This window comes from Pseudoalteromonas sp. NSLLW24 (assembly GCF_015864725.1).
GTDB lineage: Bacteria > Pseudomonadota > Gammaproteobacteria > Enterobacterales > Alteromonadaceae > Pseudoalteromonas > Pseudoalteromonas arctica.
The window spans coordinates 63,698-90,078 of record NZ_JADYWQ010000019.1; the positions used below are offsets into that span (position 1 = coordinate 63,698).

A 26,381-nucleotide genomic window follows, 5' to 3' on the forward strand; every position below is an offset into this window, starting at 1 on the left:
TACCTTTAAGTATAGGTAGAGCGCTTATAAGGATGTTTATATGAATACGGAAATAAAAAATATATTTAATAATCATCCTGAGGCAGCTAAAAGTACGCTTATACAATTACGAGAGTTAATTTATACCGTAGCACAAGAGCAAAACTTAGGAGCTGTTGAAGAGTCTTTAAAGTGGGGAGAGCCAAGTTATAACACAATAAATGGTAGCCCCATTCGCGTAGGCTTTAAGGGCTCATCGTGTTATTTGTTTTTTCATTGCCAATCAAAGCTAGTAAGCACATTTAGAGAGTTGTACTCTCATAATCTTACCTTTGAAGGAAATAGAGCAATAGTGTTAAATAGTGAAAAGCCATTACCAGAACACCCAGTTAAAGAGTGTATTAAATTAGCACTGACTTATCACAGCGTTAAACACCTACCTTTGTTAAGCGCATAATTATAAGTACTTAGTAGATACTTAAAATACGCTACATATTTGGTTTGCGTCACAGGTAATAACAGTCACGTTTTCATAACCCACACGCGTTAATGCTTCTGCTCCCAACGTTGCGCGTGCACCACTTGCGCAGTGCACGTAAATAGGGCGAGCTGCGTCTTTTTCTATTTCCATTAGTTTCATTTCAAGTAATCCACGCGGAATATTTATAGCGCCGGCAGCCGATTTTGTCGCGTGCTCTGCAGGTTCTCGCACATCAATAAGTAAACCTTTATTTTGTTCAAGCTCGAGTTTTGCTTGCGCTGCGTCAATACGGCGTTGGTTAGGTGTGATAATTTTTAGTAAGTCAGGGATTGATGTAAGCATTAGTTTGTAAATCCTCTTTTTCTTAAAAAAGACATTAATGAGTGCTACTTGGTATAAGTAGGTTGAATTGAGTTAATACTTATAAATAACGTTAAAAATTGAAAGTTACTTTATATAAAGTAACTTAATAGTGCGGATACTGCTACAGCACTTCCGCCGATTAATAAAATGGCATCGCTAGTTTCATGGCCATCTTAATATTAGTAAAACCTAATGTTAATTATATTAGAACTTACTAATGTAAAAGTCTATACTTAAAAAGGTATCAAAAAGAGAAATAATAAAATGAATATTGAACAACTAGCTGTCAACGCAGAGCAAGCCGAACAGTTTTTAAAATTAATGGCTAACAAAAATCGCTTAATGATTTTATGTAGTTTATTACAAGGTGAGCAAAGTGTAGGTGAGCTAAATAAAAAGGTACCTTTAGCGCAGTCGGCGCTATCTCAGCATTTAGCAAGTTTACGCAAGGCAAATATGGTTGTTACTCGCCGAGAAGGGCATACTATTTATTACTCATTGACCGACCCAAAAGTTGAGTCGATCATTGCTTTGTTATATGAGTGGTTTTGCCGACAAGAAAATACTAAATAAACGTAGCTATTTCATCGATAGATTTTTTATCCAGTGCATGAGCCGGTATTGTTGCATCATCACCTGGGTAGCCTGCAATAAGTAGCATGTATGGGCGTTCATTATCTCTATCGCGATTACATATGTCGGTTAAAAAGCTCATTGGCTTTGGAGTATGAGTAAGGGTTGCCAAACCACTGCGGTGCAAAGCTTGAATTAAAAAGCCGGTAGCTAAACCAACAGACTCATGCACATAATAATTCGTATTTTTATCATCGGTGCTTACACCGCCCTTTTTTTGACTAAATACAGCTATAAGCCAAGGTGCATGCTCTAAATAAGGTTTATTGGCGTCGGTACCTAACGGCTTTAGCGCATCTAACCATTCTTCACCTGCTCTGCCTTCGTAAAAAGAACGCTCTAGCTTTTCGGCGGCTTCTCTTATTTGTTTTTTTACATCGCTACTGTTTATAGCCACAAAATGCCAAGGCTGATGATTCGCTCCACTAGGTGCTGTGCCAGCTGCTTTTATACATGCTTCAATAATATTTTTTGGTACTGGGCGATCGCTAAAGCTACGAATGCTATGGCGGCGTTGGCTGGTTTGTAAAAACTCGTTAGCACGATTTAGCATTTCGTCGTGTGGATATTCTATAAAGTCATTTAACGGCTGGCTTTGGTGATCTTGCATGGCTTTTCGCTTCTTATAAAAAGTATATGTGGTTTTTATACCGAGTGAATACAGTGCAGGCAAGTGTTATGAGTTTAAATTGTGTTTATTTGTTGTTACAAATTTAACCAATAAGTAACTTATGTTCCTGTTTTGCTTGTGATATAAAGCATCATAAAAATAATTACTTATACTCAAGGAAGTAAAAATGCTATCAATAACAGGGTTATCTAAAACCTACGATAACGGCGTACATGCACTACAAGGTGTTGATTTATCTATCGGTAAAGGGATGTTTGGATTACTTGGGCCAAATGGCGCAGGTAAATCATCGCTTATGCGTACCATTGCAACGCTGCAGTCGGCTGATTCAGGTTCAATTACTTTTGATGGCATTGATGTATTTAAAGACCCACAAGCTTTGCGTCAGCGTTTAGGTTACTTACCACAAGATTTTGGTGTGTACCCGCGTGTTAGTGCCTACGATTTGCTAGATCATATGGCTGTTTTAAAGGGGATTCATAATAAAGCCGAGCGTAAAGAGTCGGTTGAAGGATTACTTGCACACACTAATTTATATCAACATCGCTCAAAAGCGGTAAGTGGCTTTTCGGGCGGTATGCGTCAGCGTTTTGGTATTGCACAGGCATTACTGGGCGACCCTGATTTACTAATAGTTGATGAGCCAACAGCGGGGCTAGACCCAGAGGAACGTAATCGTTTCCATAACTTATTAGTAAGCTTAGGCGAGCAAAAAGTAGTTATATTATCGACCCATATCGTTGAAGATGTTGCAGAGCTTTGCCCAAATATGGCGGTGTTGGCTGGCGGTAAGATTTTACTAGAAGGTAACCCAATAGCGCTTACCGATAAGCTCCAAGGACAAATTTGGCGCAAAGCCATGAGCCAAGAAGAAGCGCAAGAACTTGAGCCACAATTACCGGTTATTTCTAAGCGCCTATTTGCAGGGAAAACAATTTTACATGTAATAGCAGAGCAAGCCCCACAAGGGTTTGAAGCAAGTAATGCAAATTTAGAAGATGTGTATTTTTCTACTCTGCTTAATCATCGTAACAGCCAAGTAGCATAAGGAGGCGTTATGTTTTTTAATATGCTCGCGTTTGAGCTGCGTTATTTCGCGCGTCAGCCTTCGTTTTATGTGACCTCATTAATCTTCTTTTTTATGGCGTTTTTTATAAGCTCTAGTAGTAAGTTCCCGTTAGGTGGGGCGAATGTTCATATGAACTCGCCTTTCTCTATTATGCTTTTAACCGTTACATTTTGTACACTCGCTATGTTTTTAGTGGTTAACTTTGTTGCCAGCTCTGCTATTCGCAACAGTGAAAGCAAAATGGATGAGCTGGTTTTTAGTAAGCCTGTTAATCCTGTGCCTTATCAAGCAGGGCGTTTTTTTGGTTCTTACTTAGTTGTACTTATTGTGTTTTTAAGCGTGCCATTGGGTGTGTTTTTAGGGTCGCAATTTGGTTTATTAGTTGGCTGGCTCGATGGCGAATTGATTGGTCCTAATAAGCTAATGTACTACGCTGCGCCTTATCTTTATTTAGCAGTGCCAAGTTTACTGGTGCTTTCGGCTATTTTTAATAGTGTAGCGGTCTATTTTAAAACCATGATGTCGGTGTATGTAGCAGCTGTTGTGATTTTTATAGCCTATCAAATTGCCGGCGTTTACTTTGATGATTTAGCATTTAGAAATATTGTTGTTTACGCCGACCCATTTGGCTCTGGTTCGTTAATTGATTTAACACGTTATTGGACTGTAAATGATAAAAACACAGAAGTGCTAACGCTCACAGGTGACCTTTTAGTTAACCGTATATTGTGGGTGGCAATCAGTGTTGCAATGTTTTTTGGCCTTGGAAAGCTAAGCAATCGCATAGTAACTAAAAAACAGAAGAAGCAATTTAAAGTCTCTGCTTTTGTACAAAATAAACAAGCTGCACTTATCAATAGTGCTAAAAATTATAAATCAGCGGGGGTTAGTACTAAATCTCAGCTAATAATGCGCAGTATATTCGAACTTAAACAAGTTATATTTAGTGCTCCTTTTATGATTTTAGCGGGTGTAAGCATTGTAACGCTTATGATCCCTCTGTTTGCGCCTATTGGTGCTTATGGCACTACTAACTGGCCTTTAACTCAGAATATGGTAAATGTTATTAGTGGTATTTCCGGTTTATTTTTGTTTGTTATTATCGCTTTTTATAGTGCTGAGCTTGTGTGGCGAGAGCGACAAAGTGGCATGGGCGATATTGTTGACAGCTTTCCTGTACATAACAGTGTTTTTTGGGTGTCAAAAATACTGGCTTTAATCGCCGCTATTTCTGGGTTGTTCCTCGTGGGAATGATACTCACAATTACAGTTCAGTTATTTAAAGGTCAATTTAATTTAGAGCTAGGACAGTATTTATTTAGGATTGTTTGTTTATCGATTTTACCGTTAATTATGCTGACGGTACTCGCCTTCTTTTTACAAATTATTAGCCCGAATAAATATGTAGGAATGGGCTTGTTTATTTTGTATTACATAGCGCAAAAAGTGATGGGTTCTTATGGGTTTGAGCACCATATGTATCACTTTTCGCAAAGCAGTAGCGTACCGTATTCTGATATAAATGGTTATGGGCACTTTTTACAAGGCGCGCATTGGTACACATTGTATTGGGGTGCGTTAAGTCTTGTTTTAGCGATTGTTGGGTTTGCGTTATGGCATCGTGGTCCTTCACAAACGCTGCGCACACGCCTGTCTATGCTTCGTTATAATATGTCGTTAAAAGGGCAAGCGGTTGCGGTTATTAGTGCATTAGTGTTTGTTGGTGCAGGCTACAATATTTATAACAACACAAGAGTTTTGAACGAGTTTACTACGAGCGATGAGTTTCAAGACAAGCAAATAAGTTATGAGCAGCAGTTTGCACAATACAAAGACTTAGCACTACCTATGGTGACCGATGTTGACTTAACTGTTGATATTTTTCCAAAAAAGCGTGCTTTAAGTGCTGTGGCAAAAATTAAATTTACCAATACATCTAACGAGCCAATTACGCGAGTGTTAATAAGCTCACCTCAACACGCTAAAAGTTGGGATGTAGCCATGGCAGGCGGTAAGATAGTTGAAAAATTACCAGCGCTTTATTCAGCATGGTTTGAGTTTGAGCAGCCGCTTATGCCAAACGAAATAAGAGAAGGGCAACTGTCGGTTACTCGCGATCACAAAGGCTTTACTGATCAAGGTTCTGATACACAATTAGTTGCCAATGGCACTTTTATTAATAACTTTGAACTCCTCCCTAGCTTTGGTTATAGCCGTGGTTTACAGGTAGCTGATAAATTTGAACGCCGTAAGCATGATTTACCAGAACTTGAACGTGCCCATAAGCTAGAAGCCAGTCAGTACTATACACAAAGTAATTTTGGTGCAGCTAATGGGTTTATTAACTTTAAGGCAACGGTAACAACCGACGAGTCGCAATTTGCGATTACCCCAGGGTATTTACAAAGTGAAAGTGTAAAAGACGGGCGCCGCACTTTTGTTTATGAAATGGATGCGCCTATTTTAAACTTTTATGCGGTGCTTTCGGCAGAGCTTGAAAGTAAAAAGGTTGAGCATAATGGGGTAAATATTGAGGTGTACTACCACAAAAATCATACATGGAATATTGACCGTATGATTGAATCGGTAAAAGACTCGATAGATTACTTTACACAAGCATTTGGGCCGTATCAGCATAAACAGCTACGTATTATTGAGTTTCCTAAGTATCGCTCGTTTGCACAAAGTTTTGCCAATACAGTCCCTTACTCAGAAAGCATGGGGTTTATTACAGACTTAAGAGATGAGAGTAAAGTTGACTACCCTTACTATGTTACCGCACATGAAGTAGCGCACCAGTGGTGGGGGCATCAAGTGTCGGGAGCAAATGTTGAGGGGAGCGCAGTTATTTCTGAAACGCTTTCACAGTATAGTGCGCTTATGGTGCTAAAAAAACGCTTTGGCGGCGAGAAGCTACGTAAGTTTTTAAAATATGAGCTTGATAGGTACTTAATAGGGCGTACAGGGGAAGCCTTTGAAGAAATGCCACTATATAAAACACAGTCGCAACAATATCTTCATTACAATAAAGGATCAGTTGTGATGATGGCGATTTATGATCGTTTAGGTGAAAAACGTTTAAATGATGCACTCAAATCATTTTTAAATGAATTTCAGTACCAATCAACACCATACCCAACTACGCTTGATTTACTCAGTTATTTAAAGCGAGATGCAACACAAGCTGAACAACGTTTTATTGATGATCAGTTTAAATATATAACGCTTTATGAGCTTGAAATGAAAGAAGTGTCGGTTACAGATGATGTTGATAGCGAAGGTTTTTATAAGGTAACACTGAGCATTGAAGCCATTAAACAGCGTGCGGATGGCCAAGGTGAAGAAACCGAACAGCCGCTCGATGAGCTAATTGATATTGCATTATTTAGCGACGACCCTGAAAACTTACTAGCTGATGACTTTGTTATTTACTCGCACAAGCATCAAATAGTATCTGGAACCAATACTATTGAGCTAAAAGTAAAAGAAAAGCCACTATTTGCGGGGGTTGATCCTTACATTAAGCTGGTCGATAAAGACAGTAAAAATAATTTAGCTAAATTCTAACGTCTATTTATTTACTAACCACTTAAACTGACTACTTTAAAGGCCGCATTTATGCGGCCTTTATGTGTAATAAACTGTATAAAACTTCATAGCGTTTCTACATATTCCCCACAGCTTTTTACGCTAATATTTTATGTTCTCTTATAAAGTTACCTTACTGGTATTTAGTTTATAAGGAAGAGTATGAAACCATTAATTATAGGGGCGATAGCATTAAGCCTCAGTGCTTGTTCTGCGGTAACCATTCAGCCACAGGCAACAGCAAAAATAACGAGCCAAGCTAATTTCGAAGATAGCCGCCCATTTTATTTATGGGGATTAGTGGGTGAGCAGCGGGTAGACGTAAAACAAATATGTTCAAATACACCGGTTATTCAAATGCAGTCACAACAAACGTTTAGTGATGGAGCGCTGAGTTTAATTACGCTTGGAATATACTCGCCCCATACCATTAAAGTGTGGTGCCAAGAGCAAATACTAGGAGAGACATTATGAGCATCAAGCTATTTGCAGCCGGTTGCACACTGATTATTTTAACGGGGTGTACAAATATTTACTTTGATAACGGTATACAGAGCAAAGTAAGCAATAAAACTCTAAAAAGCTCACAGTGGCATCATAATTTTGCACTTGCGTTGTACGAGGGATCAGAGCCGTTAGATTTAACAACACATTGCCCACAAGGGGAGTGGCAAAGCGTTCATACGTATAAATCGTTTACTAATGGTTTAGCTGAGGTGGTTGTGAATCAAATCGGCCCAGCTTGGTACCCTAAAACAGTAGAAGTACAATGTAATAAGGTACCATTTAAAGCTAAATAATTATTTAAAATAGTTATTCGTAACGCAGTGCATCTATAGGGTTTAGTCTTGCTGCTTTAATAGCAGGGGCTAAACCAAATATAATCCCAATCATTGATGTAAATCCGAACGATAGTATTACAGCCCATGCTGGTATATATGCATCAGGCATACTAGGGACTAAAAACGAAATAAGCCCTGCGGCGCCATATCCTATAATGAGTCCTATTAAACCACCAAAGAGTGAAAGCACAACGGCTTCAACTAAAAACTGCAGCATAATAAAACCAGGTGTTGCGCCTAGTGCTTTTAATGTACCAATAACGCGTGTGCGTTCAGTTACCGACACTAGCATTATATTCATAACACCAATACCGCCAACAAGTAAGCTTATTCCAACAATACCAGCAGTAATAGCAGTAGCACTGCTGGTAAATTTATCTATTTGGGCACGAGATTTTTCAGCGGTTTCAAATTCAAAGTCGTTTTCATCTTTCTCTTTTAGTTTATGTAGTTGGCGCAATACACGGGTTATTTTTGCAAGCACTTGTTCTTCGTTAGTACCTTCATTTAACCTAAACATAATTTGCACATTAGTTTGTGTACTTCCGCCTTCTAAAGCACTCATGGTACTAATTGGAATATTAATGTAATCGTCTTGGTCAAAACCAAATAAGCTACCTTGTTTTTCAGCAACGCCAATAATTCTAAACCATTCACCACCTAGCTTTATATATTCACCTACTGGGTTTTCAGGAAGGTTTAGCTTTTCTATGATTGAAGGGCCGATAAATGCGACCCTTCTTCGCTTATCATCGTCCTCAGCACGAATAAAGCGGCCAAGTTCAGGGTAAGTACGATACGCTTTTTGATAGTCTTGCTCGGTACCTATTACACGCGATGAATGGCTTTTATTTCCATACTCAGCCCCTCCCGAAAAACGCCAGGTAAACATTAGGGCAGTTAGCGTTTCAGCTTCTTTTATACGCGACTTTAAAGCTAAAAAATCGTCGTAGGTAAGCTTGGCATTTTTACCAACCATTTCGAGTTCAATACTGGTGTAAGGCTTTATTGTTGTTACATCTGGCGACATATCAGCAAGTTGATCGTTTATTTGCTTTGTAAAACCCTGCATTACTGCAACGACAGTAACTACGGCGGCAACACCAATAATAATGCCCAAACAGGTCAGTGCGCTGCGCATTGCATTAGCTTTAATAGCTGAAAAAGCGGCTTTAGTGCCTTCCATTATCGCAAGAGCTGATTTAAACATGCTGCTTGATTCCTTCATCTTTAGTGACATCACTTACCACTTTACCGTCGACCAAACGAATTACGCGTTGGCAATGATCGGCAATCTCTTGCTCATGTGTTACTAAAATAATAGTGTGACCTTCGTTATGCAGCTCATCAAATAAACCCATAATTTCGCGGGTTGTTTTACTATCAAGGTTACCTGTGGGTTCATCTCCTAATAATATATGTGGTTTTGTGACTAAAGCGCGGGCAATGGCAACACGTTGACGTTGCCCACCTGATAGTTGGCTAGATAAGTGATTAACTTTATCACCGAGGCCTACCCGTTTTAGTGCTTCTAGGGCTTGTTGCTTGCGCTGTTTGCTAGGAATAAAGCGATACACTAAAGGCTGCATTACATTTTCTAGTGCGGTTGCACGTGGTATTAAGTTAAAGCTTTGAAATATAAACCCAACGCTTTCATTACGCTGATGAGCTAGCTCTGTCTCGGTCATACTTTTTACTAGTTTGTCTTTTAAGTAGTATTCGCCACTGGTGGGTGTATCTAAACAACCTAGTAAGTTCATTAAGGTCGACTTGCCTGAACCAGAAGGTCCTATAATCGCCACGTACTCGTTTTGCATTATATGTACGTTTACATCATCAAGTGCCTTAAATACCTCTGAGCCCATTTTGTATTGTTTATTAATATGCTCTAGCTTGATTACCGCAGACATTAGGCTTCTTCCTTGTCTGCATCTGATTTAAGTTTTACCACATCACCTTCAATCAGAAGACTTACTGGGCGCGCAGGACCAATAACAATGTTGTCGCCTTCATTTAAGCCGTCAGTAATTGCTTGCTCTATATCAGATGATATTCCAACAGTTACGGCAATTTTGCTAACTGTATTATCGCTATTTAGTCGCCATACAAATGTTTTATCGTCTTCTTTTTGGATTGCTTCTATTGGAAGTTTTAAACCGTTTTCGGCAATGCTTGTTGCGATCTCTGCTCTACAACTCATTCCTGCATATAGCTGGCGCTCAGTAGTATCGAGTAATACTTTTACTTTAAACGATAAACCTTGAGAGCCGGCTTGGTTTTTAGCTGAAGTACCAATATTGATTACTGTGCCGCTAAATGGTTTATTTGGGTATGCGGCAGCATAAATATTCGCTTTTTGGTTAAGCTTAATACTCGCAATGTCGGTTTCATCAACACGTAGCTCGGCTAAAATAGCGCTTGGGTCTGCTACTAGCATTAAATCAGAGCCAATAATATTAGTAGTACCGGCTATAACGGTTTCACCTTCTTTAATATTTACAGATGCAAGCAAGCCGCTCATTGGAGCTCTAAATACACTTTTACTTAAGCGATCTTGCGCAATTTGTAGTGATGCTTGTGCTTGGTTGTACGACTCTATTCGTGATTCAATATCAATTTTAGCTAGATCGCGTGCGCTTTCAATATTCTCGTAGCTCTCTTGATTACCTAAACCGACATCATATAAGTCTTTTTGTCTTTTAAGTTGGCGCTCTAGGTTAGCAAGGCGTGTTCTACTATGTTTAATTTCAATTTCTGTGGCGCGAAGGATTGCTTTACTACGGGTAACTTCAGATTCAAAAGCGGTTGTATCAAGGCGCATTAACATGTCACCTTGTTTAACTCCTTGGCCTTCTTGAACAAATATTTTATCTACTCGGCCTGTCACTTCAGAGCGTAATTGCACTTGTGTATTAAAAACTAAATTACCTGAAGCCATTATTGAGTCAGCAATGTCGCCAAGCTCTACTTGAGCAATATTTACTTCGGCTTGTTTTTCATCGCCAGAGATTTGCTTTGACACAATTAGGGCTATAAATGCGCCTACAGCGAGTGTGATGATTATTGCTTTTTTCATTTTTATCTATCCGTGAATTAAGTAATACGGAGGCAATACATACCCCCATCTAGTGGTTACATTGCTGCAATGACTGCCCAAATACCAAAAATAATGATTGAAGGAAGTGCAGAGAATAGGAGTGCTTTGTTAGTTGAAAAATTAGTCCAGCATTTTAAGCCGATCATTCCCAGCGCAATGCTCCAAAAGCTAAATAAATTTATTGATTCTAATAAGCTATAAAAAGGATGGCCAATTTCAAGCCCTATTATTAATTGGTTAATAGATGCGTAGCTAAATACGGCTTGTTGAGATATTTGATCTGTACTTGCACTTAGTACAAGAGCAATTGTGCCTAGGCTTGAAATAACAACTGGCATCATTGTCCAGGTAGAGAATCCATACCAAGCTCCGTAGCTATGTTCTGATTCAGGATCTTGTTTAGCCACAAGCATATAATAAAGTGCCATGAGTGCATTCATGATAGCCAGCGCAATTACGCCGCCAAACAGAGCAAACCAAATTTGGTTTTCTGCATTTAGCTCTATACTTTGACGAATTGCTTTTTGCTCGCCAATTGTTGCATCTATACTTGATGCTGCTACTTGCTCATTAATCAAAAACTGCATATCAACACTAGAGTAAAAAATATAAACACTAGCGATACTAGCAAGGGTAATACATATAAATGCTAACCATGACCAACCTTTGGCGTGTTCAACACCATTGAAAGCTTTACTAGGATTTATATAAATATCGAGTAGGGCGCTAAACGCGTTAGGTGATTTCATTATTATTCCTTTATACCTATTTTATGGCTAGGCAGTTATAAATGCCCAGTGACTAAGTAATAGAATAAAGGAAAAAGTATGTATTGTTTTTATTCAATTGTAACGGTTTGTTAACAGATGTGAGGGGGCTTGTTCAAAAACGAGAAAAGGGCCAAAAGGCCCTTCGTGTTGCAGCAAGTAACACATTCTTTCTTATAAATTAAAGTCTACAGAATAAGCAACGTAAGCTTTAATATCTGAATCATCCATATCTGTATCAGACAAACCAAAAGTAAAACCGTCTTTCGAAATTGATACACCGTAATCTAAGATATTATCATCGCCAATAAAGTCACCAGAGTAATGGCCTAAGTGAAGTGCCATTTCAGTGCCGTTACTGCCAACAGCAAAACCGTAATCAGCTGTTAGGTAAAGTGAATCACCAAAGTCTGTACCATCACCACTTGCAGCTGATGTTGCAAGTACTGAAGCACCAAATGTAAAGCCTTCAACACTGATGCTACCGTAAATTTCAGAGAAATCTGCGTCAGCCTCAGAAGCGGCATCTGGGTAAGCGTAATAAATATAGCCAACATCGTAGCTAACGCTTTCGTTAATGTCGCCACCAAAGCCTGCGTATAAATCAAGCTCATAGGTCATTTCATCTGCCCACGATGCATTTGAAGCCCAAGTACCTGCATAAAAGCCCGATTCATTGGCGTAATCAATACCGCCTGAAATAGCTGCATCGCCCCCAGTTTGCTCTTGACCACGCCATAAGTAGTTTGATGTTGCCGCTGCGTTTGCTGTTACTTCAGCATGTACGGCTGTTGACGTTAAAGATGTTGCGCCCATTAATGCTATAGCACTTATAGCGATGGTTTTTTTTAGTTTTAGCATGTCCATTTCCCGTTATATGATTTTTGCTCGCCAAGGTTTTTATTATGTATTCGGAACCTTTAGGCTGACGGCTTTTTATTGTTTAACTAACGGGATAATTGCACTGTATGTGCCAGCTTCATTATTTTTTATTAAAAATTATTTTTTATTTATTAAAAACATGAGCTTGAATTTTATGAATAGGATGGGGATATAACATGAAGGAAGATGTTGCGCACATTGCTGGTGCATAAATTAACCTAGCCGCACCATAAAAGTACGGCTAAATTAGAAGATTTTAACCGAATATAGTGCGCATAAGGCTAATTGTTTCGTTTACGCTGCGACCTTTTTGTACTTCACTCACAATTGAATCACGTTTACTGCGAATGTGTTCAGGAATATCGTCAGCAGCAAGAGCACGGTCTACTAAAATTTCTGCAGACTCTTTACCTCTACGCTGAGTTTTACCTGTTGTAGTTGTAGTACGTTTAGGCTTGGTTAGCAGTTTAATGTAGTTAGAGTTATCTGGTGTTTTAGCATCAGCGTAGTGAAAGAAACATGGAATTAATGCTTTAATAGCAACCAATTGTTCTTCTAACTCATTACTAGGTTTAGCCATTTTGTACCATGACATAGCTTGAATACCTTTTACGATATCTTGCCAGTAACGCTCAAAATCACTATTTTTAAGTTTAGAAACACCAAGAGCACCACATAATGCATCTAATCGATTATTTGTAATCGGAGTAAATAAATCAGGGCGACGCATTGCAAGCAGTCGTGTTGCAGGCGCAAGTGTTGGTTTTTCGTTGTTGTCGGTGAATATTTTTGAATAAGCAGCAACAAATTGTTGATATTCGTATTGAGTAATATCACCTTCAAGTGGAATATTTACTAGTGCATCGTCAAAAGCACCTGGTAAATCACCAAGCATTTGATGGAAGCTCTTTGCACTCTTTGTAGATGCAAACCATTCAACGTCAAAGTTGTATGTGCTTGGATCAAGTGATGCCATGTGCTTACCGCTAAACGCAAGTAAGTCTTCAGGAATCATATCTTTAAGAGATTGTTCACGAATGCTTTTGATGTAGTCTACCAAACGAAGCTGTTCATCAAGTGCAATAACGTCTTTGTGTTGTTCTACAAATACACTTACAACAGGCCACGGAGCAATACGTAAAGTTTTAACCTGTAAAAAGCTGATAGCTGAAATAAGCTGATCGTGTAGCTTCTTAAGTACTGGTAACTGCTGTGGCTCTAGCAAATCGTAGTTCATACGATCTCTGCTTGCACTTAGCAATTCGTAACACCAAGGTAAAAAATCATCAGGGTGGTTTTCTACTTTCACGGCCATAAGGTTAAGGCTTAACTCTGAAGATTGCTTCAGAATGTTCTGATAGATTTGATTTTCTTGTTCGCCTAGCGTCATTTTTGACGGTGAAATTAGCAGTTTTTTCATGCCTTGTAGAATCTCCGGTTTAGATATATATTTTTTTGCTGGTCTATTTTAGCGCAATTACGCTAATAACAACAGCGCTGTCCTCCATACGTTGTAATTGAAGTGACTAAATCAGTATTTTTGCTAATAAAATGAGACTAATGCTTTAACATGTATCAATCATTTTCATCCAGTACAAAGAGGCTTTCAACTGAGGTATTAAAATGCTTTGCTATTTTTAGAGCAATTATTACCGACGGCGTAAACCGGTTTGTTTCTACGGTACTTATTGTTTTGCGCGACACTTTAATAGCATCAGCAAGTTCTTGCTGTGAAAGCCCGGCCTCTTTTCGATACTTTGCTATGTTATTTTGCATATCCACTCCTAATCACGATTTTGCCAAAGCAATGAAGCGCCATATACCAAGAGCATGATACCTAGGTAGAATATTGCCATAGTTGCATGCGAAAATTCGGTAGGTATTTCATCGCTTATATAAAAAACACCCAGAAGGCAAAACCCAAATGCAAAACTTGTATGTTTATATGCATTAGTGTCAATGGTGTTTAGAAACTCATCTTTATAAGCGTATTGAAAATACATTTTTAACGGAAAGCCCCCTTTAATGAGATAAATAATCACTATAACTATATAAAAAAAAACGCCCATTCCAACAGTTAAAAGCCCTCCAATATGTTGATCTTGTTTTATTAGTGAGTAAACACAGAGAAGTAAACAAACTATCCCTGCGCTTAAACTAATCCATATGTTTTGACCCATAAATTGTTCTTCAGTTTTAATATCCTGTTGTTTCATAGTATTCATCCTGTAATAGTATTTTATTTTTTGTAACCTCTGGGTATCAATGTAACCTTGGGGTATCACCGGGTCAATATTTATTTGTAACCTAAAGGTATCAAAATGTTTCAGGAAAGATTCACATATAACAGGTAAAATGGTTTTAGTGGCTTTTTTACATCAACTACAATGATTTTAAGGCTAACACTCGCTATGATAAGAACATTATTTGCACGTTTGAAAGGACGATCATGAAAACCTTACTTAAAATTGTAGGTGTAATACTTTTACTATGTATAGCACTAATTGTTGCCGCACCGTTTTTAATCCCTACTGATACTATTTTTAATAAAGTGTCTGAGCAGGTAGAACAAACAACTGGGCGCACTCTTACTATTAAAGGTGATAAAACACTTAGCGTATTCCCTGCATTAAAGTTAGAACTTAACGACGTGCATTTTGCAAATATGGAATCAGGTTCGCGCGCCGATATGGCGAGTATGAAACAGCTTGCTGTACACATACCTTGGTTTTCATTATTTGGTGGTGAGTTTAAATTAGATAAGTTTGTTATAAATGAACCAAATATCCTATTAGAAACTGACAAAAATGGTAAAGCTAATTGGCAGTTGTTTGATGCAGTTGCAGAGCAACCTAAAGAGCAAAGCCAATCAGGTGAAGCTATAAAGCTTCCAGATAACTTTGATATTGAGTTAGGCGAGGTCGCTATTTATGGCGGCACATTTACTTATTTAGATGGTCTAACAGGTGCTAAGCAACAAATTAGTGATTTAGAACTCGCTATTTTACTTCCATCACTTCGTAAAACATTAGAAGTAAAAGGGGGTATTACTTATATGCAGGAGCGTTTTGAGCTTGATATAAAATTAGATACTCCTGCTAAAGCAATTGAAGGTGCTACTTTTAATGTTAAACAAACCTTAGATTCTCGTTTAGTTGATCTAACGTTCGAAGGGAGCATCGCTGGGCAAGGCCAAGATATTAAAGGTCAGTTATCACTAAGCGGTGAGTCTGTTAAAAGTATTGCAAAATGGCAAGGTGTAGAGTTAGACGCTAAAGACAATGCTTTTAACGCATTCAGTGTAAACGGTAAAATGCACCTAGCAGGTGAGAAATTTAATTTAGACGATTTAGTTGCGACGTTAGACGCATTGGAAATAAAAGGTAAGAGCGAGCTTAACCTAGGAAAGCGTTTAGCTGTAAATGCTGATATCGATTTAGGTATGCTTGATTTAAACCCGTACCTACCTGAAGCAGTAGCAAAACAAGAAGAGCCAGTAGAGCAAAATGATAAACCTGCAGAGCCAATAGTATGGGATGACACTAAAATTGATCTAAGTGCGTTAAATTCACTAGATGCGAATGTAGTTATTCGTTCAAGTGGATTAAAAGCTAACGATATTAAGTTGGGCGCAAATCAATTTACTGTTGCTTTAAAAAATAGCACTGCAAAACTAAGCCTAGATAGCTTTTCTGCTTATGAAGGGTCAGGTAAAGGCGTTATCAATGTAAACGCACAACAAGTACCTTATAAAATATCAACTAACTTTGACTTAGCTGGTATAGATGCACAGCCTTTATTAACTGATGCGGCAGGTTTTGACAAGCTAATGGGTAAGGGTTCTTTAAATTGGAACCTAAACACAACTGGCCAAAGTCAAAAGTCGTTTATTGGTGCGCTTAACGGAAAACTTGGATTTGAGTTTGCTGATGGGGCTGTAAAAGGTGCGAATATAGCTGAGATGGTTCGTAAAGGTAAGGAACTCATTTCAGGAAACTTTGGTGCAGCATCTGAAGGGCTGGATACCGGGTTTGAAGAATCTGAGCAAACAGATTTCTCTGCACTAACTGGTAGTTTTAATTTTACTAATGGTGTTGGTAAAAATACTGATTTATCACTTATTAGCCCACTCATAAGAATATCAGGTGAAGGCGATGTTGATTTACCGCAAACAGCGGTTAACTACCGTTTGGTTACAGGCATAGTTGGATCAATCGAAGGACAGGGAACCACTGATGACAGTACTGGTTTTAAAATACCACTACGTATAAAAGGGCCTTTCCACGATGTTGGTATAAAGCTTGATGTGGGTAATGCGCTTAAAGATGAAGCTAAACAGAAAGTCGATGAGGCAAAAGAAAAAGCCAAAGACAAAGCAAAGGATAAGATTAAAGATAAATTAAAAGGTTTATTCGGTTAATCATCTATAGTTAAAACAAACAAGGCACTTATATAGTGCCTTGTTTGTTTTGTAACCACCTGTAAAATAGCTACATAGCCGTAATTACTCAACTTTAATAACCGTACGCTCTAAATTAATTAAAAAATAACCTATCACTACCCCCTCAATGCTGGTACAATTGCCCGCCCTTAAGAGACAACTCGTTTGTTTTTTGATTGGGATTTAATCGAAATGTCTGATTTTTAAACGAATTTTAGACACGTTGTAATTACTACACCGGAGGTCATTAACATGATCCAAATGCAAACTCAGCTGGAAGTTGCTGATAACAGCGGCGCTCGCAAAGTGCAGTGTATAAAAGTCCTTGGTGGTTCACACCGTCGCTACGCAGCGATTGGCGACATCATTAAAGTTTCTGTAAAAGAAGCTATTCCTCGCGGTAAAGTGAAGAAAGGTGATGTTAAAAACGCGGTAGTTGTGCGTACCAGAAAAGGTGTTCGCCGTCCAGATGGTTCTCTGATCCGTTTTGACAGCAACGCGGCTGTTATCTTAAATGATAACTTGCAGCCAATTGGTACACGTATTTTCGGCCCTGTGACTCGCGAACTTCGTAATGATAAGTTCATGAAAATCGTTTCACTAGCCCCAGAAGTACTGTAAGGAGCCAATCATGGCAGCAAAAATACGTCGTGATGACGAAGTAATCGTACTAGCAGGTAAAGACAAAGGTAAGCGCGGAAAAGTGCTTTCAGTTGTTACTGAATCTGGTCGAATCTTTGTCGAAGGCATAAACTTGATCAAGAAACACCAAAAGCCGGTTCCACAATTGAACCAAGCTGGCGGCATTGTTGAGAAAGAAGCATCTATGGATGCATCAAACGTTGCGATCTTCAACTCGGAAACGAGTAAAGCTGATCGTGTAGGTTTCAAGATTGAAGATGGTAAGAAATTACGTATCTTTAAATCTACTGGTAAAACTATCTAATAGTTGGAGTAGAATGATGGCGAAACTGCATGAAGTATATAAAGACAAAGTAGTTGCTGAACTTCAAGAGAAGTTTGGTTTCAGCTCTGTCATGCAAGTCCCTCAGATCGAAAAGATCACATTGAATATGGGCGTGGGCGAAGCCCTAGCTGACAAGAAGATTTTAGATAACGCAGTAGCGGATCTAGCAGCAATCTCTGGTCAGAAACCTCTAATCACTAAAGCACGCAAATCTGTTGCTGGCTTCAAAGTGCGTGAAGGTTACCCGATTGGTTGTAAAGTAACCCTACGCGGCGAGCGTATGTGGGACTTTTTTGAGCGTTTGGTATCAATCGCTATCCCACGTATTCGTGACTTCCGTGGCGTAAGTGCTAAGTCTTTTGATGGACGTGGCAACTACAGCATGGGCGTACGTGAACAAATCATCTTCCCAGAAATCGATTACGATAAAGTAGACCGTGTACGCGGTATGGATATTACTATCACTACTTCTGCGAAATCTGATGAGGAAGGCCGTGCGTTGTTAGAAGCGTTTAACTTCCCATTTAAGAAATAAGGGTAGGGTTATGGCAAAGAATTCTATGAAAGCGCGCGAAGCAAAGCGCACAAAACTAGTTGCTCAGTTCGCTGAAAAGCGCGCGGCACTAAAAGCTATCATCAGTGATGTTAATACATCTGAAGATGATCGTTGGGACGCGGTACTTAAGCTACAAGCTTTACCTCGTGATTCTAGCCCTGCACGTCAACGTAATCGTTGTAACATTACGGGCCGCCCACATGGTTTCCTTCGCAAATTCGGCATGAGCCGTATTAAAGTTCGCGAAGCAGCTATGCGCGGTGAAATTCCTGGCCTTAAAAAGGCTAGCTGGTAATAGAATCATGGGAGTAAGACTATGAGCTTGCAAGATCCTATCGCGGATTTGTTTACACGAATTCGTAACGGTCAATCAGCGAAGAAAGTATCTGTAACGATGCCAACTTCAAAGCTGAAAGTAGCATTAGCTAAAGTACTAAAAGACGAAGGTTATATCGTAGATTTCGCCGTTAACGGTGAAACTAAACCTGAGCTTTCTATCGAGTTGAAGTACTTCGAAGGCAAAGCTGTAATTGAAAATATCCAGCGTGTAAGTCGCCCTGGTCTACGTATCTATAAGAAACGTGACCAATTACCTAAGGTAATGGGTGGTCTTGGTATCGCTATCGTATCAACTTCTAAAGGCCTAATGACAGACCGCACAGCACGTAGTGCTGGTGTTGGTGGTGAAATCATTGGTTTTGTAGCTTAATCGGAGGGGAACTATGTCTCGCATAGCAAAGGCACCAATTACTGTTCCTGCCGGTGTAGAAGTTACATTAAAAGGCCAGGAAATCACAGTTAAAGGCAAAAACGGTGAACTTACTCGTACTATCAACAACGCTGTTGAAGTACAAGTTAATGACAACGTTATTACTACTTTACCTCGTGATGGCGTAGCTAATGCATGGGCTCAAGCAGGTACTGCTCGCGCTCTAATCAACAACATGGTTGTTGGTACGCATGAAGGTTACGAGAAGAAACTTCAGTTAGTAGGCGTGGGTTACCGTGCTGCAGCTAAGGGTAAAACATTAGATTTAACTCTTGGCTTCTCACACCCAGTTAATTTCGCAGTTCCTGAAGGAATTACGATTGAAACTCCAAGCCAAACAGAAGTTCTAGTTAAGGGCGTAGATAAGCAGTTAGTTGGTCAAACAGCTGCTAACATTCGTGCATACCGTAAACCTGAGCCTTATAAAGGTAAGGGTGTTCGTTATTCAGATGAGAATGTACGCCGTAAAGAGGCTAAGAAGAAGTAAGGTAAGACGATGGATAAAAAAACAGCTCGTCTACGTCGTGCTAAACGCACTCGTAGAAATTATATTGAACAAGGCACAACGCGTCTTGTTATCCACCGCACGCCACGTCACATATACGCTCAAGTAGTAAATGCTGAGGGTAATGTACTGGCTGCTGCTTCTACTGTTGAAAAGGCTATTAGCGAAACAGTTAAAGGCACCGGTAACGTTGAAGCTGCGCAAGCAGTTGGCAAAGCGGTTGCTGAACGTGCGGCTGACAAAGGCATCGAAAAGATTGCTTTTGATCGCAGTGGCTTTAAATATCACGGCCGTGTGAAGGCGCTAGCTGATGCTGCGCGTGAAGCCGGTTTGCAATTCTAGGAGTAGACTATGGCTAACGTAGAAGCAAAGCAACAACAGCCTGATCTAGCTGAAAAGCTAATCGCGGTGAACCGTGTGTCTAAAGTAGTTAAAGGTGGTCGTATCTTTAGCTTTACTGCACTAACTGTAGTTGGTGATGGCGCAGGTAAAGTAGGTTTCGGTTATGGTAAAGCACGTGAAGTTCCAGCTGCTATTCAAAAAGCAATGGAAAAAGCACGTCGTAACATGATCAACGTAGACCTAAATGGCAACACATTACAGCATCCTGTTAAGGGACGTCATGCTGGCTCACTAGTGTTCATGAAACCAGCATCTGAAGGTACTGGTATCATTGCAGGTGGTGCTATGCGTGCAGTACTAGAAGTTACTGGTGTGCAGAACGTACTTTCTAAATGTTACGGTTCTACTAACCCGATCAACGTGGTACGTGCAACGATTTCGGCTCTTGAGAATATGAATTCTCCACAGTCAATCGCTGCTAAACGTGGCCTTCGCGTAGACGAAATACTGGGGTAACCATGGCAAATCAAACTGTAAAAGTAACACAAGTAAAAAGCTCTATCGGTCGTTTACCGAAACATAAAGCTACATTACGCGGTCTTGGTTTACGTCGTATCAACCACACTGTTGAGTTAGAAGACACAGCATGTGTACGTGGTATGATAAACAAGGTTTCTTACATGGTTAAGGTAGAGGGTTAATTCGATGCATTTGAATACACTTTCACCTGCTGCAGGTTCAAAAACTGCTCCAAAACGTGTTGGTCGTGGTATCGGTTCTGGTCTAGGTAAGACTGGCGGCCGTGGTCACAAAGGTCAAAAATCACGTTCTGGCGGCAAAGTACGCGTTGGTTTTGAAGGCGGTCAAATGCCTATGCAACGTCGTCTACCTAAATTTGGTTTTACTTCTCGCAAATCTTTAGTATCTGCAGAAATAAACCTTTTTGAAATCGCTAAAGTAGAAGGCGATGTGGTAGACCTAAGCGCGTTACAAGCAGCTGGTCTAGTTAAAAAGAACGTTCTTTTCGTTAAAGTTGTTAAATCTGGCGAAGTTTCACGCGCTGTTACCGTTAAAGGCCTTAAAGCCTCTAAAGGTGCTCGCGAAGCTATTGAAGCTGCCGGAGGCAAGGTAGAAGACTAAGGAAGTACTAATGGCTAAACCAGGTCAAGATACAAAAAGTGCACAAGGTGGACTTTCGGAATTGAAGCGCCGATTACTCTTCGTATTGGGTGCTATCATAATTTACCGTCTAGGTTCATTTGTGCCGATCCCTGGGATTGACGCCGCTGTACTTGCCGATTTCTTCGAGCAACAAAAGGGCACCATTGTTGAGATGTTCAACATGTTCAGTGGTGGTGCACTTGAGCGAGCTTCAGTGTTAGCACTGGGTATTATGCCGTATATCTCGGCTTCGATTATTACGCAACTATTAACGCATATGTATCCTCCGTTTATAGAGCTTAAGAAAGAAGGTGAGCAAGGGCGTAAAAAAATTAGCCAGTACACACGCTATGGCACGCTTGTGCTAGCTACTATTCAATCAATCGGTATTGCTTCTAGCTTACCGGGCATGATGGAGGGGTTAGTTGTTAACCCTGGTATGGGTTTCTATTTCACCGCAGTGGTGAGTTTAGTAACTGGTACTATGTTCCTTATGTGGTTGGGTGAACAAATAACAGAGCGTGGTATCGGTAACGGTATCTCTGTTCTAATATTTGTTGGTATTGTAGCTAACTTGCCGTCTGCTATTGGTTCGACAGTCGAAATGGCGCGCCAAGGTGATTTGAATGTTTTTGTACTGTTGATGGTTGCGGTAATCGTATTCGCTGTTACTTATCTTGTAGTGTTTTTCGAACGTGGACAACGTCGTATTGTTGTTAACTACGCTAAACGCCAACAAGGTCGTCAAGTATTTGCTGCTCAAAGCACGCATTTACCACTAAAAGTAAATATGGCGGGTGTTATTCCACCAATCTTCGCTAGCAGTATAATTCTGTTCCCTGGTACAATTGCTAGCTGGTTCGGCCAAGGTGAAGGTCCAGTCGCTGATGTATTACAAGCTGTTGCTACTACGTTGACCCCAGGTCAACCGTTGTACTCACTTGTTTTAGCTGCGGCTATTATCTTCTTCTGCTTTTTCTACACAGCGTTGGTTTTTAACCCACGTGAAACAGCAGATAACCTTAAGAAATCTGGCGCATTTATCCCAGGTATTCGTCCAGGTGAGCAGACATCTAAATACATTGATAAAGTGATGACACGCCTGACATTGGCAGGTGCTTTGTATATAACCTTTATCTGTCTGGTGCCTGAATTCATGACGATGGCGTGGCAAACGCCATTCTACTTCGGCGGTACATCAGTTTTGATTATCGTTGTAGTGATCATGGACTTTATGGCACAAGTACAGACTCACCTGATGTCTCATCAGTATGATTCTGTGCTGAAAAAAGCGAACCTTAAAGGCTACGGTCGATAAGGTCAGTTTACGGAGTTGAGCAATGAAAGTACGTGCTTCCGTTAAGAAAATATGCCGTAACTGTAAAGTTATTAAACGTGCTGGTGTAGTACGCGTAATTTGCAGTGAGCCTAAGCATAAGCAAAGGCAAGGTTAAGTAAACAGCGTGCAGGCTGAGTTTTCTCGGCCTGTGTTTTTAGTAGTAATTTGGTCTTCGTTTGAGTATCCTTACGGGCTTTTCAAACAGATGATTACCAAATTCGAATATAGGAGATGTGTTAGTGGCCCGTATTGCTGGCATTAACGTCCCTGATCATAAACATGCAGTTATTGGTTTAACAGCTATTTATGGCATAGGTAAGACTCGCTCTAAGGCTATCTTAGTAGCGACTGGTATCGCCGAAACCACAAAAATCGGTGAACTTTCAGACGAAATTCTTGACGTACTGCGTGATGCAGTTGGCAAGTACACTGTTGAAGGTGATCTTCGTCGTGAAGTTACTTTAAATATCAAGCGCCTTATGGACCTTGGTTGTTATCGTGGCCTACGTCACCGTCGCTCTTTACCACTACGTGGTCAAAGAACTAAGACTAACGCGCGCACCCGCAAGGGTCCTCGTAAGCCTATTAAGCGATAAGGGGATAGTATTATGGCTAAGACACCAATTCGTCGTAAAAAGGTTAAAAAACAAGTTGCTGATGGTATGGCTCATGTTCATGCGTCTTTCAACAACACTATTGTAACGATTACCGACCGTCAAGGTAATGCACTATCATGGGCTACTGCCGGTGGTTCAGGTTTCCGTGGTTCACGTAAATCTACACCATTTGCTGCTCAGGTTGCTGCAGAGCGTGCAGGTACTGCTGCTCAAGAATACGGTTTAAAAAATCTAGAAGTTTTCATCAAAGGTCCAGGTCCAGGTCGTGAATCTGCTGTACGTGCTTTGAATGCTGCTGGTTACCGTATTACCAACATTACTGACGTGACGCCTATACCACATAATGGTTGTCGTCCACCGAAGAAACGTCGCGTTTAACAATAGGTTAGGAGAAATAACATGGCAAGATATTTGGGCCCTAAGCTCAAGCTGAGTCGTCGTGAAGGTACTGACCTGTTCCTTAAGAGCGGCGTAAGAGCTATCGACTCTAAGTGTAAACTTGAGACTGCACCTGGTCAGCACGGCGCCCGTAAAGGTCGTTTATCTGATTACGGTTTACAATTACGTGAAAAGCAAAAAGTACGTCGTATCTACGGTGTATTAGAAAAGCAATTCCGTAACTACTATAAAGAAGCTGCTCGCCTTAAAGGCAACACAGGTGAAAACTTGTTACAGCTTTTAGAGCAACGTTTAGACAATGTTGTATATCGCATGGGTTTTGCTAGCACACGTGCTGAAGCACGCCAGTTAGTAAGCCATAAAGCGATTTTAGTTAATGGTCGTGTTGTGAACATTCCTTCATACGTAATTACTCCAGAAGATACTGTTGTAATCCGTGAGAAGTCTAAGACACAAGCACGTATCATCGCTGCTCTAGAGTTGGCTGAGCAACGTGAAAAGCCGACTTGGGTTGAAGTTGACGGTAAGAAACTGGAAGGCAGCTTCAAGCGCCTACCTGAGCGTTCAGATTTGTCTGCGGACATTAATGAACAACTAATCGTCGAACTTTACTCTAAGTAAAGTTAAGAGTTAAGAGAGGATAACATGCAGGGTTCTGTTACAGAATTTCTAAAACCAAGGTTAGTCGACATCGACGCTATCAACCCAACGCGTTCTAAAATAGTTTTAGAACCACTAGAGCGTGGCTTTGGTCATACTCTGGGTAATGCTTTACGCCGTATATTACTTTCATCTATGCCTGGATGTGCAGTAACTGAAGTTGAAATCGACGGTGTTTTACATGAGTACAGCGCGAAAGAAGGCGTTCAAGAAGACATCATTGAAATACTATTAAACCTTAAGGGTTTAGCAGTAACGTTAGAAGGCAAAGATGAAGTTTTTCTGACCCTGACTAAATCTGGTGTAGGCCCTGTTACTGCGGCTGATATTCAGCACGATGGCGATGTAACAATTGCTAATCCAGATCACGTTATTTGTAATTTAACTACAAATAACAGCGAGATCAGCATGCGTATTCGTGTTGAACGCGGTCGTGGTTATGTGCCGGCATCTAGTCGTTTATCCTCTGATGACGATGAGCGTCCAATTGGTAGATTGTTGCTTGATGCATCATTTAGCCCAGTTGAACGTATTGCGTACTCGGTTGAATCAGCTCGAGTTGAGCAACGTACAGATTTAGACAAGTTAATCATTGATATGGAAACAAACGGCACTTTAGATCCAGAAGAAGCGATCCGCCGTGCGTCTACTATCTTAGCTGAGCAATTAGATGCATTCGTAGATTTACGTGATGTAACTGAGCCAGAAGAGAAAGAAGAGAAGCCAGAATTCGATCCTATTCTACTTCGTCCAGTTGATGACCTTGAATTAACAGTACGCTCAGCAAATTGTTTGAAAGCCGAGCAAATTCAATATATCGGTGATTTAGTTCAGCGCACTGAAGTTGAGCTTCTTAAAACACCTAATTTAGGTAAGAAGTCTCTAACTGAAATTAAAGACGTGCTAGCTTCACGTGGACTTTCTCTGGGCATGCGCCTAGAAAATTGGCCACCTGCAAGTTTAGCTGAATAATCTAAATCACTATATTAGTTTAGTTAGAAGGATAGGGTCATGCGCCATCGTAAGAGTGGTCGTCAATTAAACCGTAACAGTAGCCATCGTAAAGCGATGTTTAGCAATATGGCAGGTTCTTTGGTGAAACATGAAATCATCAAAACTACTTTGCCTAAAGCGAAAGAGTTACGTCGTGTAATTGAACCTTTAATCACACTGGCTAAGACTGACAGTGTAGCAAATCGCCGTTTAGCGTTTGCTCGCACGCGTGATAATGAAGTTGTTGGTAAATTATTCAGTGAAATCGGTCCACGTAACGCGGATCGTCCAGGTGGTTACACTCGTATTCTTAAGTGTGGCTTCCGTACTGGTGATAATGCACCAATGGCTTATATTGAACTAGTTGGTCGCCCAGCGACTAGCGAAGCAGTTCAAGAAGACGCACAGTCTGCAGAGTAAGTCTTAAAGAAACCTAAAAGCCGAGCCTATGCTCGGCTTTTTCTTGCCTAAAATTTGTCAAACTATATGAACCAGTAATTACCTTCTATTGTGAGTATATACGAATTGATAAGTTGTTTTGACAGCTGCTTTAATAGCTCTACCTAATTACTCTTTACTTACCATTCATTCAAAATAGCCTATCAGATTCTAGTCAAAGATCATTTCCACTATATATGTGATTTACAGCTATTAATAATACCGCTGCGAATTGAGCTACAATTAAAGCAAGCCTAACGAAGTTTTTACTTATAGATCTGATTAGAAAATATAACGTGGGCTCTCTTATCTATATACCGGTACGAAGAACCTCATAGTAAAGTTAACCATTATGGCCCATGCAAACTTCCTTCTTAGATATGTAAAATATAGCCTGATCAATCCAATTATCCGCTTTTGATTAATTTAAATGATTTATAGCAATACGACTCTTACTCTATTGGTTAGTTTTTCCACATAGGTGATCGAAAGATATCTCTACCTGTTAGTAGTTATCATAATTTTCATTTCAAATAGCTATAAGAACCTATTAATAATGGTAGTTTAGTTGTGTTTTTGAGCGTTTAGCTCAAATACTCAGCGAACAGTACATTATTTCAAGTTTTCTTCAAAAAAGGGTTGATCTGTTTTCGGATCTCCCTATAATGCGACCCCACTGAGACGGGAAACGCCAACGCATAGCGAGGCACGAACAACTCAGGGTGTTAAGTAAAACTTCGGTTTTAAATCTTCCAAAAGAAAGTTTAAAACTAAGTGTTGACTCAAAAAATAAAGGGTGTATTATTCGCATCCCTTGAGACGCTAAAGCGACTCAAAACGTTCTTTAACAATATAAAGCAAT

34 protein-coding genes are annotated in these 26,381 nt (G+C 40.0%); 24 read left to right on the forward strand and 10 right to left on the reverse strand.

Going from position 1 to position 26,381, the window contains the following annotated elements:
• Window positions 1-40: 40 nt before the first annotated feature.
• Complete coding sequence (locus I6E72_RS16940) at window positions 41-436, forward strand: DUF1801 domain-containing protein (RefSeq protein ID WP_197113314.1); 396 nt, start codon at window positions 41-43, stop codon at window positions 434-436.
• Between the two features lie 21 nt (window positions 437-457).
• On the opposite strand, the gene I6E72_RS16945 is transcribed toward I6E72_RS16940, so the two are convergent.
• The gene (locus I6E72_RS16945; RefSeq protein ID WP_024591370.1) at window positions 458-802 is read right to left on the reverse strand and encodes a rhodanese-like domain-containing protein; all 345 of its coding nucleotides are present in this window, start codon (window positions 800-802) and stop codon (window positions 458-460) included.
• A gap of 285 nt (window positions 803-1,087) precedes the next feature.
• Between I6E72_RS16945 and I6E72_RS16950 the strand changes: the two genes are divergently transcribed.
• Window positions 1,088-1,396, forward strand: a complete 309-nt coding sequence (locus tag I6E72_RS16950) for an ArsR/SmtB family transcription factor (RefSeq protein WP_007584618.1) — start codon at window positions 1,088-1,090, stop codon at window positions 1,394-1,396.
• Here the strand turns inward: I6E72_RS16950 and I6E72_RS16955 are convergent.
• A complete protein-coding gene (locus tag I6E72_RS16955) occupies window positions 1,389-2,066 on the reverse strand; it encodes a nitroreductase family protein (protein WP_197113317.1) in 678 nt (225 codons plus the stop codon). The two genes, I6E72_RS16950 and I6E72_RS16955, sit on opposite strands and share 8 nt — an antisense overlap.
• 187 nt (window positions 2,067-2,253) lie before the next feature.
• On the opposite strand from I6E72_RS16955, the gene I6E72_RS16960 reads away from it, so the two are divergent.
• The 4 genes from I6E72_RS16960 (at window position 2,254) to I6E72_RS16975 (ending at window position 7,544) form a co-directional block, all read left to right on the forward strand.
• Window positions 2,254-3,135 (forward strand): ABC transporter ATP-binding protein, encoded by an 882-nt coding sequence (locus I6E72_RS16960; protein ID WP_007584623.1) that lies wholly within the window; start codon window positions 2,254-2,256, stop codon window positions 3,133-3,135.
• 9 nt (window positions 3,136-3,144) lie between these two features.
• On the forward strand, window positions 3,145-6,723 hold the full coding sequence (locus I6E72_RS16965) for an ABC transporter permease/M1 family aminopeptidase (protein ID WP_197113319.1): 3,579 nt from the start codon (window positions 3,145-3,147) through the stop codon (window positions 6,721-6,723).
• A gap of 183 nt (window positions 6,724-6,906) precedes the next feature.
• Window positions 6,907-7,218, forward strand: a complete 312-nt coding sequence (locus I6E72_RS16970; RefSeq protein WP_101163388.1) for a Bor family protein — start codon at window positions 6,907-6,909, stop codon at window positions 7,216-7,218.
• A complete protein-coding gene (locus tag I6E72_RS16975) occupies window positions 7,215-7,544 on the forward strand; it encodes a Bor/Iss family lipoprotein (RefSeq protein ID WP_101163389.1) in 330 nt (109 codons plus the stop codon). Before I6E72_RS16970 ends, I6E72_RS16975 begins: the two co-directional genes overlap by 4 nt.
• A gap of 13 nt (window positions 7,545-7,557) precedes the next feature.
• Here I6E72_RS16975 and I6E72_RS16980 read toward each other — a convergent pair whose 3' ends face one another.
• The 8 genes from I6E72_RS16980 to I6E72_RS17015 form a co-directional block, all read right to left on the reverse strand.
• A complete protein-coding gene (locus I6E72_RS16980; RefSeq protein WP_101216074.1) occupies window positions 7,558-8,796 on the reverse strand; it encodes an ABC transporter permease in 1,239 nt (412 codons plus the stop codon).
• Window positions 8,789-9,496 carry an ABC transporter ATP-binding protein gene (locus tag I6E72_RS16985; protein ID WP_197113322.1) on the reverse strand — a complete coding sequence of 236 codons (708 nt, stop codon included), beginning with the start codon at window positions 9,494-9,496 and terminating at the stop codon, window positions 8,789-8,791. Before I6E72_RS16985 ends, I6E72_RS16980 begins: the two co-directional genes overlap by 8 nt.
• A complete protein-coding gene (locus I6E72_RS16990) occupies window positions 9,496-10,662 on the reverse strand; it encodes an efflux RND transporter periplasmic adaptor subunit (RefSeq protein ID WP_197113325.1) in 1,167 nt (388 codons plus the stop codon). The genes I6E72_RS16985 and I6E72_RS16990 overlap by 1 nt, the downstream gene beginning before the upstream one ends.
• A 56-nt stretch (window positions 10,663-10,718) precedes the next feature.
• Window positions 10,719-11,432, reverse strand: coding sequence for a YIP1 family protein (locus tag I6E72_RS16995; RefSeq protein ID WP_024594265.1), 714 nt, complete (start codon window positions 11,430-11,432; stop codon window positions 10,719-10,721).
• Window positions 11,433-11,624: 192 nt separating this feature from the next.
• On the reverse strand, window positions 11,625-12,311 hold the full coding sequence (locus tag I6E72_RS17000; RefSeq protein ID WP_024591363.1) for a TorF family putative porin: 687 nt from the start codon (window positions 12,309-12,311) through the stop codon (window positions 11,625-11,627).
• Window positions 12,312-12,588: 277 nt separating this feature from the next.
• Window positions 12,589-13,752, reverse strand: a complete 1,164-nt coding sequence (locus tag I6E72_RS17005; protein WP_024591362.1) for a hypothetical protein — start codon at window positions 13,750-13,752, stop codon at window positions 12,589-12,591.
• 155 nt (window positions 13,753-13,907) lie between these two features.
• Window positions 13,908-14,108: a helix-turn-helix transcriptional regulator gene (locus I6E72_RS17010; protein WP_007584642.1), complete on the reverse strand. Its 201-nt coding sequence runs from the start codon at window positions 14,106-14,108 to the stop codon at window positions 13,908-13,910.
• A gap of 8 nt (window positions 14,109-14,116) precedes the next feature.
• Window positions 14,117-14,548, reverse strand: coding sequence for a hypothetical protein (locus I6E72_RS17015; protein WP_007584645.1), 432 nt, complete (start codon window positions 14,546-14,548; stop codon window positions 14,117-14,119).
• Window positions 14,549-14,781: 233 nt separating this feature from the next.
• Here I6E72_RS17015 and I6E72_RS17020 point away from each other — a divergent pair, with 233 nt between their 5' ends.
• The 18 genes from I6E72_RS17020 to rplQ all read left to right on the forward strand — a co-directional run bounded on the left by I6E72_RS17020 (window position 14,782) and on the right by rplQ (window position 25,501).
• Entirely contained in the window at window positions 14,782-16,752 is a 1,971-nt protein-coding gene (locus I6E72_RS17020) for an AsmA family protein (protein ID WP_197113328.1), read from the forward strand.
• Window positions 16,753-17,025: 273 nt separating this feature from the next.
• Window positions 17,026-17,394, forward strand: a complete 369-nt coding sequence (rplN, locus tag I6E72_RS17025) for a 50S ribosomal protein L14 (protein WP_002959498.1) — start codon at window positions 17,026-17,028, stop codon at window positions 17,392-17,394.
• Between the two features lie 10 nt (window positions 17,395-17,404).
• Window positions 17,405-17,719: a 50S ribosomal protein L24 gene (gene rplX / locus I6E72_RS17030; protein ID WP_002959496.1), complete on the forward strand. Its 315-nt coding sequence runs from the start codon at window positions 17,405-17,407 to the stop codon at window positions 17,717-17,719.
• 16 nt (window positions 17,720-17,735) lie between these two features.
• A complete protein-coding gene (gene rplE, locus I6E72_RS17035) occupies window positions 17,736-18,275 on the forward strand; it encodes a 50S ribosomal protein L5 (RefSeq protein WP_010554915.1) in 540 nt (179 codons plus the stop codon).
• Window positions 18,276-18,285: 10 nt separating this feature from the next.
• Window positions 18,286-18,591 carry a 30S ribosomal protein S14 gene (rpsN, locus tag I6E72_RS17040; protein WP_010554914.1) on the forward strand — a complete coding sequence of 102 codons (306 nt, stop codon included), beginning with the start codon at window positions 18,286-18,288 and terminating at the stop codon, window positions 18,589-18,591.
• A 21-nt stretch (window positions 18,592-18,612) separates the two neighbouring features.
• Window positions 18,613-19,005, forward strand: a complete 393-nt coding sequence (rpsH, locus tag I6E72_RS17045; RefSeq protein WP_007584660.1) for a 30S ribosomal protein S8 — start codon at window positions 18,613-18,615, stop codon at window positions 19,003-19,005.
• Window positions 19,006-19,018: 13 nt separating this feature from the next.
• Window positions 19,019-19,552: a 50S ribosomal protein L6 gene (rplF, locus tag I6E72_RS17050; protein ID WP_002959488.1), complete on the forward strand. Its 534-nt coding sequence runs from the start codon at window positions 19,019-19,021 to the stop codon at window positions 19,550-19,552.
• 9 nt (window positions 19,553-19,561) lie between these two features.
• Window positions 19,562-19,912 carry a 50S ribosomal protein L18 gene (gene rplR / locus I6E72_RS17055; protein ID WP_002959486.1) on the forward strand — a complete coding sequence of 117 codons (351 nt, stop codon included), beginning with the start codon at window positions 19,562-19,564 and terminating at the stop codon, window positions 19,910-19,912.
• A 9-nt stretch (window positions 19,913-19,921) separates the two neighbouring features.
• Window positions 19,922-20,428 carry a 30S ribosomal protein S5 gene (rpsE, locus tag I6E72_RS17060; protein WP_002959485.1) on the forward strand — a complete coding sequence of 169 codons (507 nt, stop codon included), beginning with the start codon at window positions 19,922-19,924 and terminating at the stop codon, window positions 20,426-20,428.
• Window positions 20,429-20,430: 2 nt separating this feature from the next.
• Window positions 20,431-20,613, forward strand: coding sequence for a 50S ribosomal protein L30 (gene rpmD / locus I6E72_RS17065; RefSeq protein WP_002959482.1), 183 nt, complete (start codon window positions 20,431-20,433; stop codon window positions 20,611-20,613).
• A 4-nt stretch (window positions 20,614-20,617) separates the two neighbouring features.
• Window positions 20,618-21,052 carry a 50S ribosomal protein L15 gene (rplO, locus tag I6E72_RS17070; RefSeq protein ID WP_002959480.1) on the forward strand — a complete coding sequence of 145 codons (435 nt, stop codon included), beginning with the start codon at window positions 20,618-20,620 and terminating at the stop codon, window positions 21,050-21,052.
• A gap of 10 nt (window positions 21,053-21,062) precedes the next feature.
• The gene (gene secY / locus I6E72_RS17075) at window positions 21,063-22,391 is read left to right on the forward strand and encodes a preprotein translocase subunit SecY (protein ID WP_007584663.1); all 1,329 of its coding nucleotides are present in this window, start codon (window positions 21,063-21,065) and stop codon (window positions 22,389-22,391) included.
• Between the two features lie 22 nt (window positions 22,392-22,413).
• A complete protein-coding gene (gene rpmJ, locus I6E72_RS17080; protein ID WP_002959476.1) occupies window positions 22,414-22,527 on the forward strand; it encodes a 50S ribosomal protein L36 in 114 nt (37 codons plus the stop codon).
• 124 nt (window positions 22,528-22,651) lie between these two features.
• Window positions 22,652-23,008, forward strand: a complete 357-nt coding sequence (rpsM, locus tag I6E72_RS17085; RefSeq protein WP_007584664.1) for a 30S ribosomal protein S13 — start codon at window positions 22,652-22,654, stop codon at window positions 23,006-23,008.
• Between the two features lie 12 nt (window positions 23,009-23,020).
• Window positions 23,021-23,407: a 30S ribosomal protein S11 gene (gene rpsK / locus I6E72_RS17090; RefSeq protein WP_002959471.1), complete on the forward strand. Its 387-nt coding sequence runs from the start codon at window positions 23,021-23,023 to the stop codon at window positions 23,405-23,407.
• Between the two features lie 21 nt (window positions 23,408-23,428).
• Window positions 23,429-24,049 (forward strand): 30S ribosomal protein S4, encoded by a 621-nt coding sequence (rpsD, locus tag I6E72_RS17095; protein WP_002959461.1) that lies wholly within the window; start codon window positions 23,429-23,431, stop codon window positions 24,047-24,049.
• A 24-nt stretch (window positions 24,050-24,073) separates the two neighbouring features.
• Window positions 24,074-25,060: a DNA-directed RNA polymerase subunit alpha gene (locus I6E72_RS17100; RefSeq protein ID WP_002959452.1), complete on the forward strand. Its 987-nt coding sequence runs from the start codon at window positions 24,074-24,076 to the stop codon at window positions 25,058-25,060.
• Between the two features lie 39 nt (window positions 25,061-25,099).
• Window positions 25,100-25,501: a 50S ribosomal protein L17 gene (gene rplQ, locus I6E72_RS17105; protein WP_002959450.1), complete on the forward strand. Its 402-nt coding sequence runs from the start codon at window positions 25,100-25,102 to the stop codon at window positions 25,499-25,501.
• The last annotated feature ends 880 nt before the right edge of the window (window positions 25,502-26,381 follow it).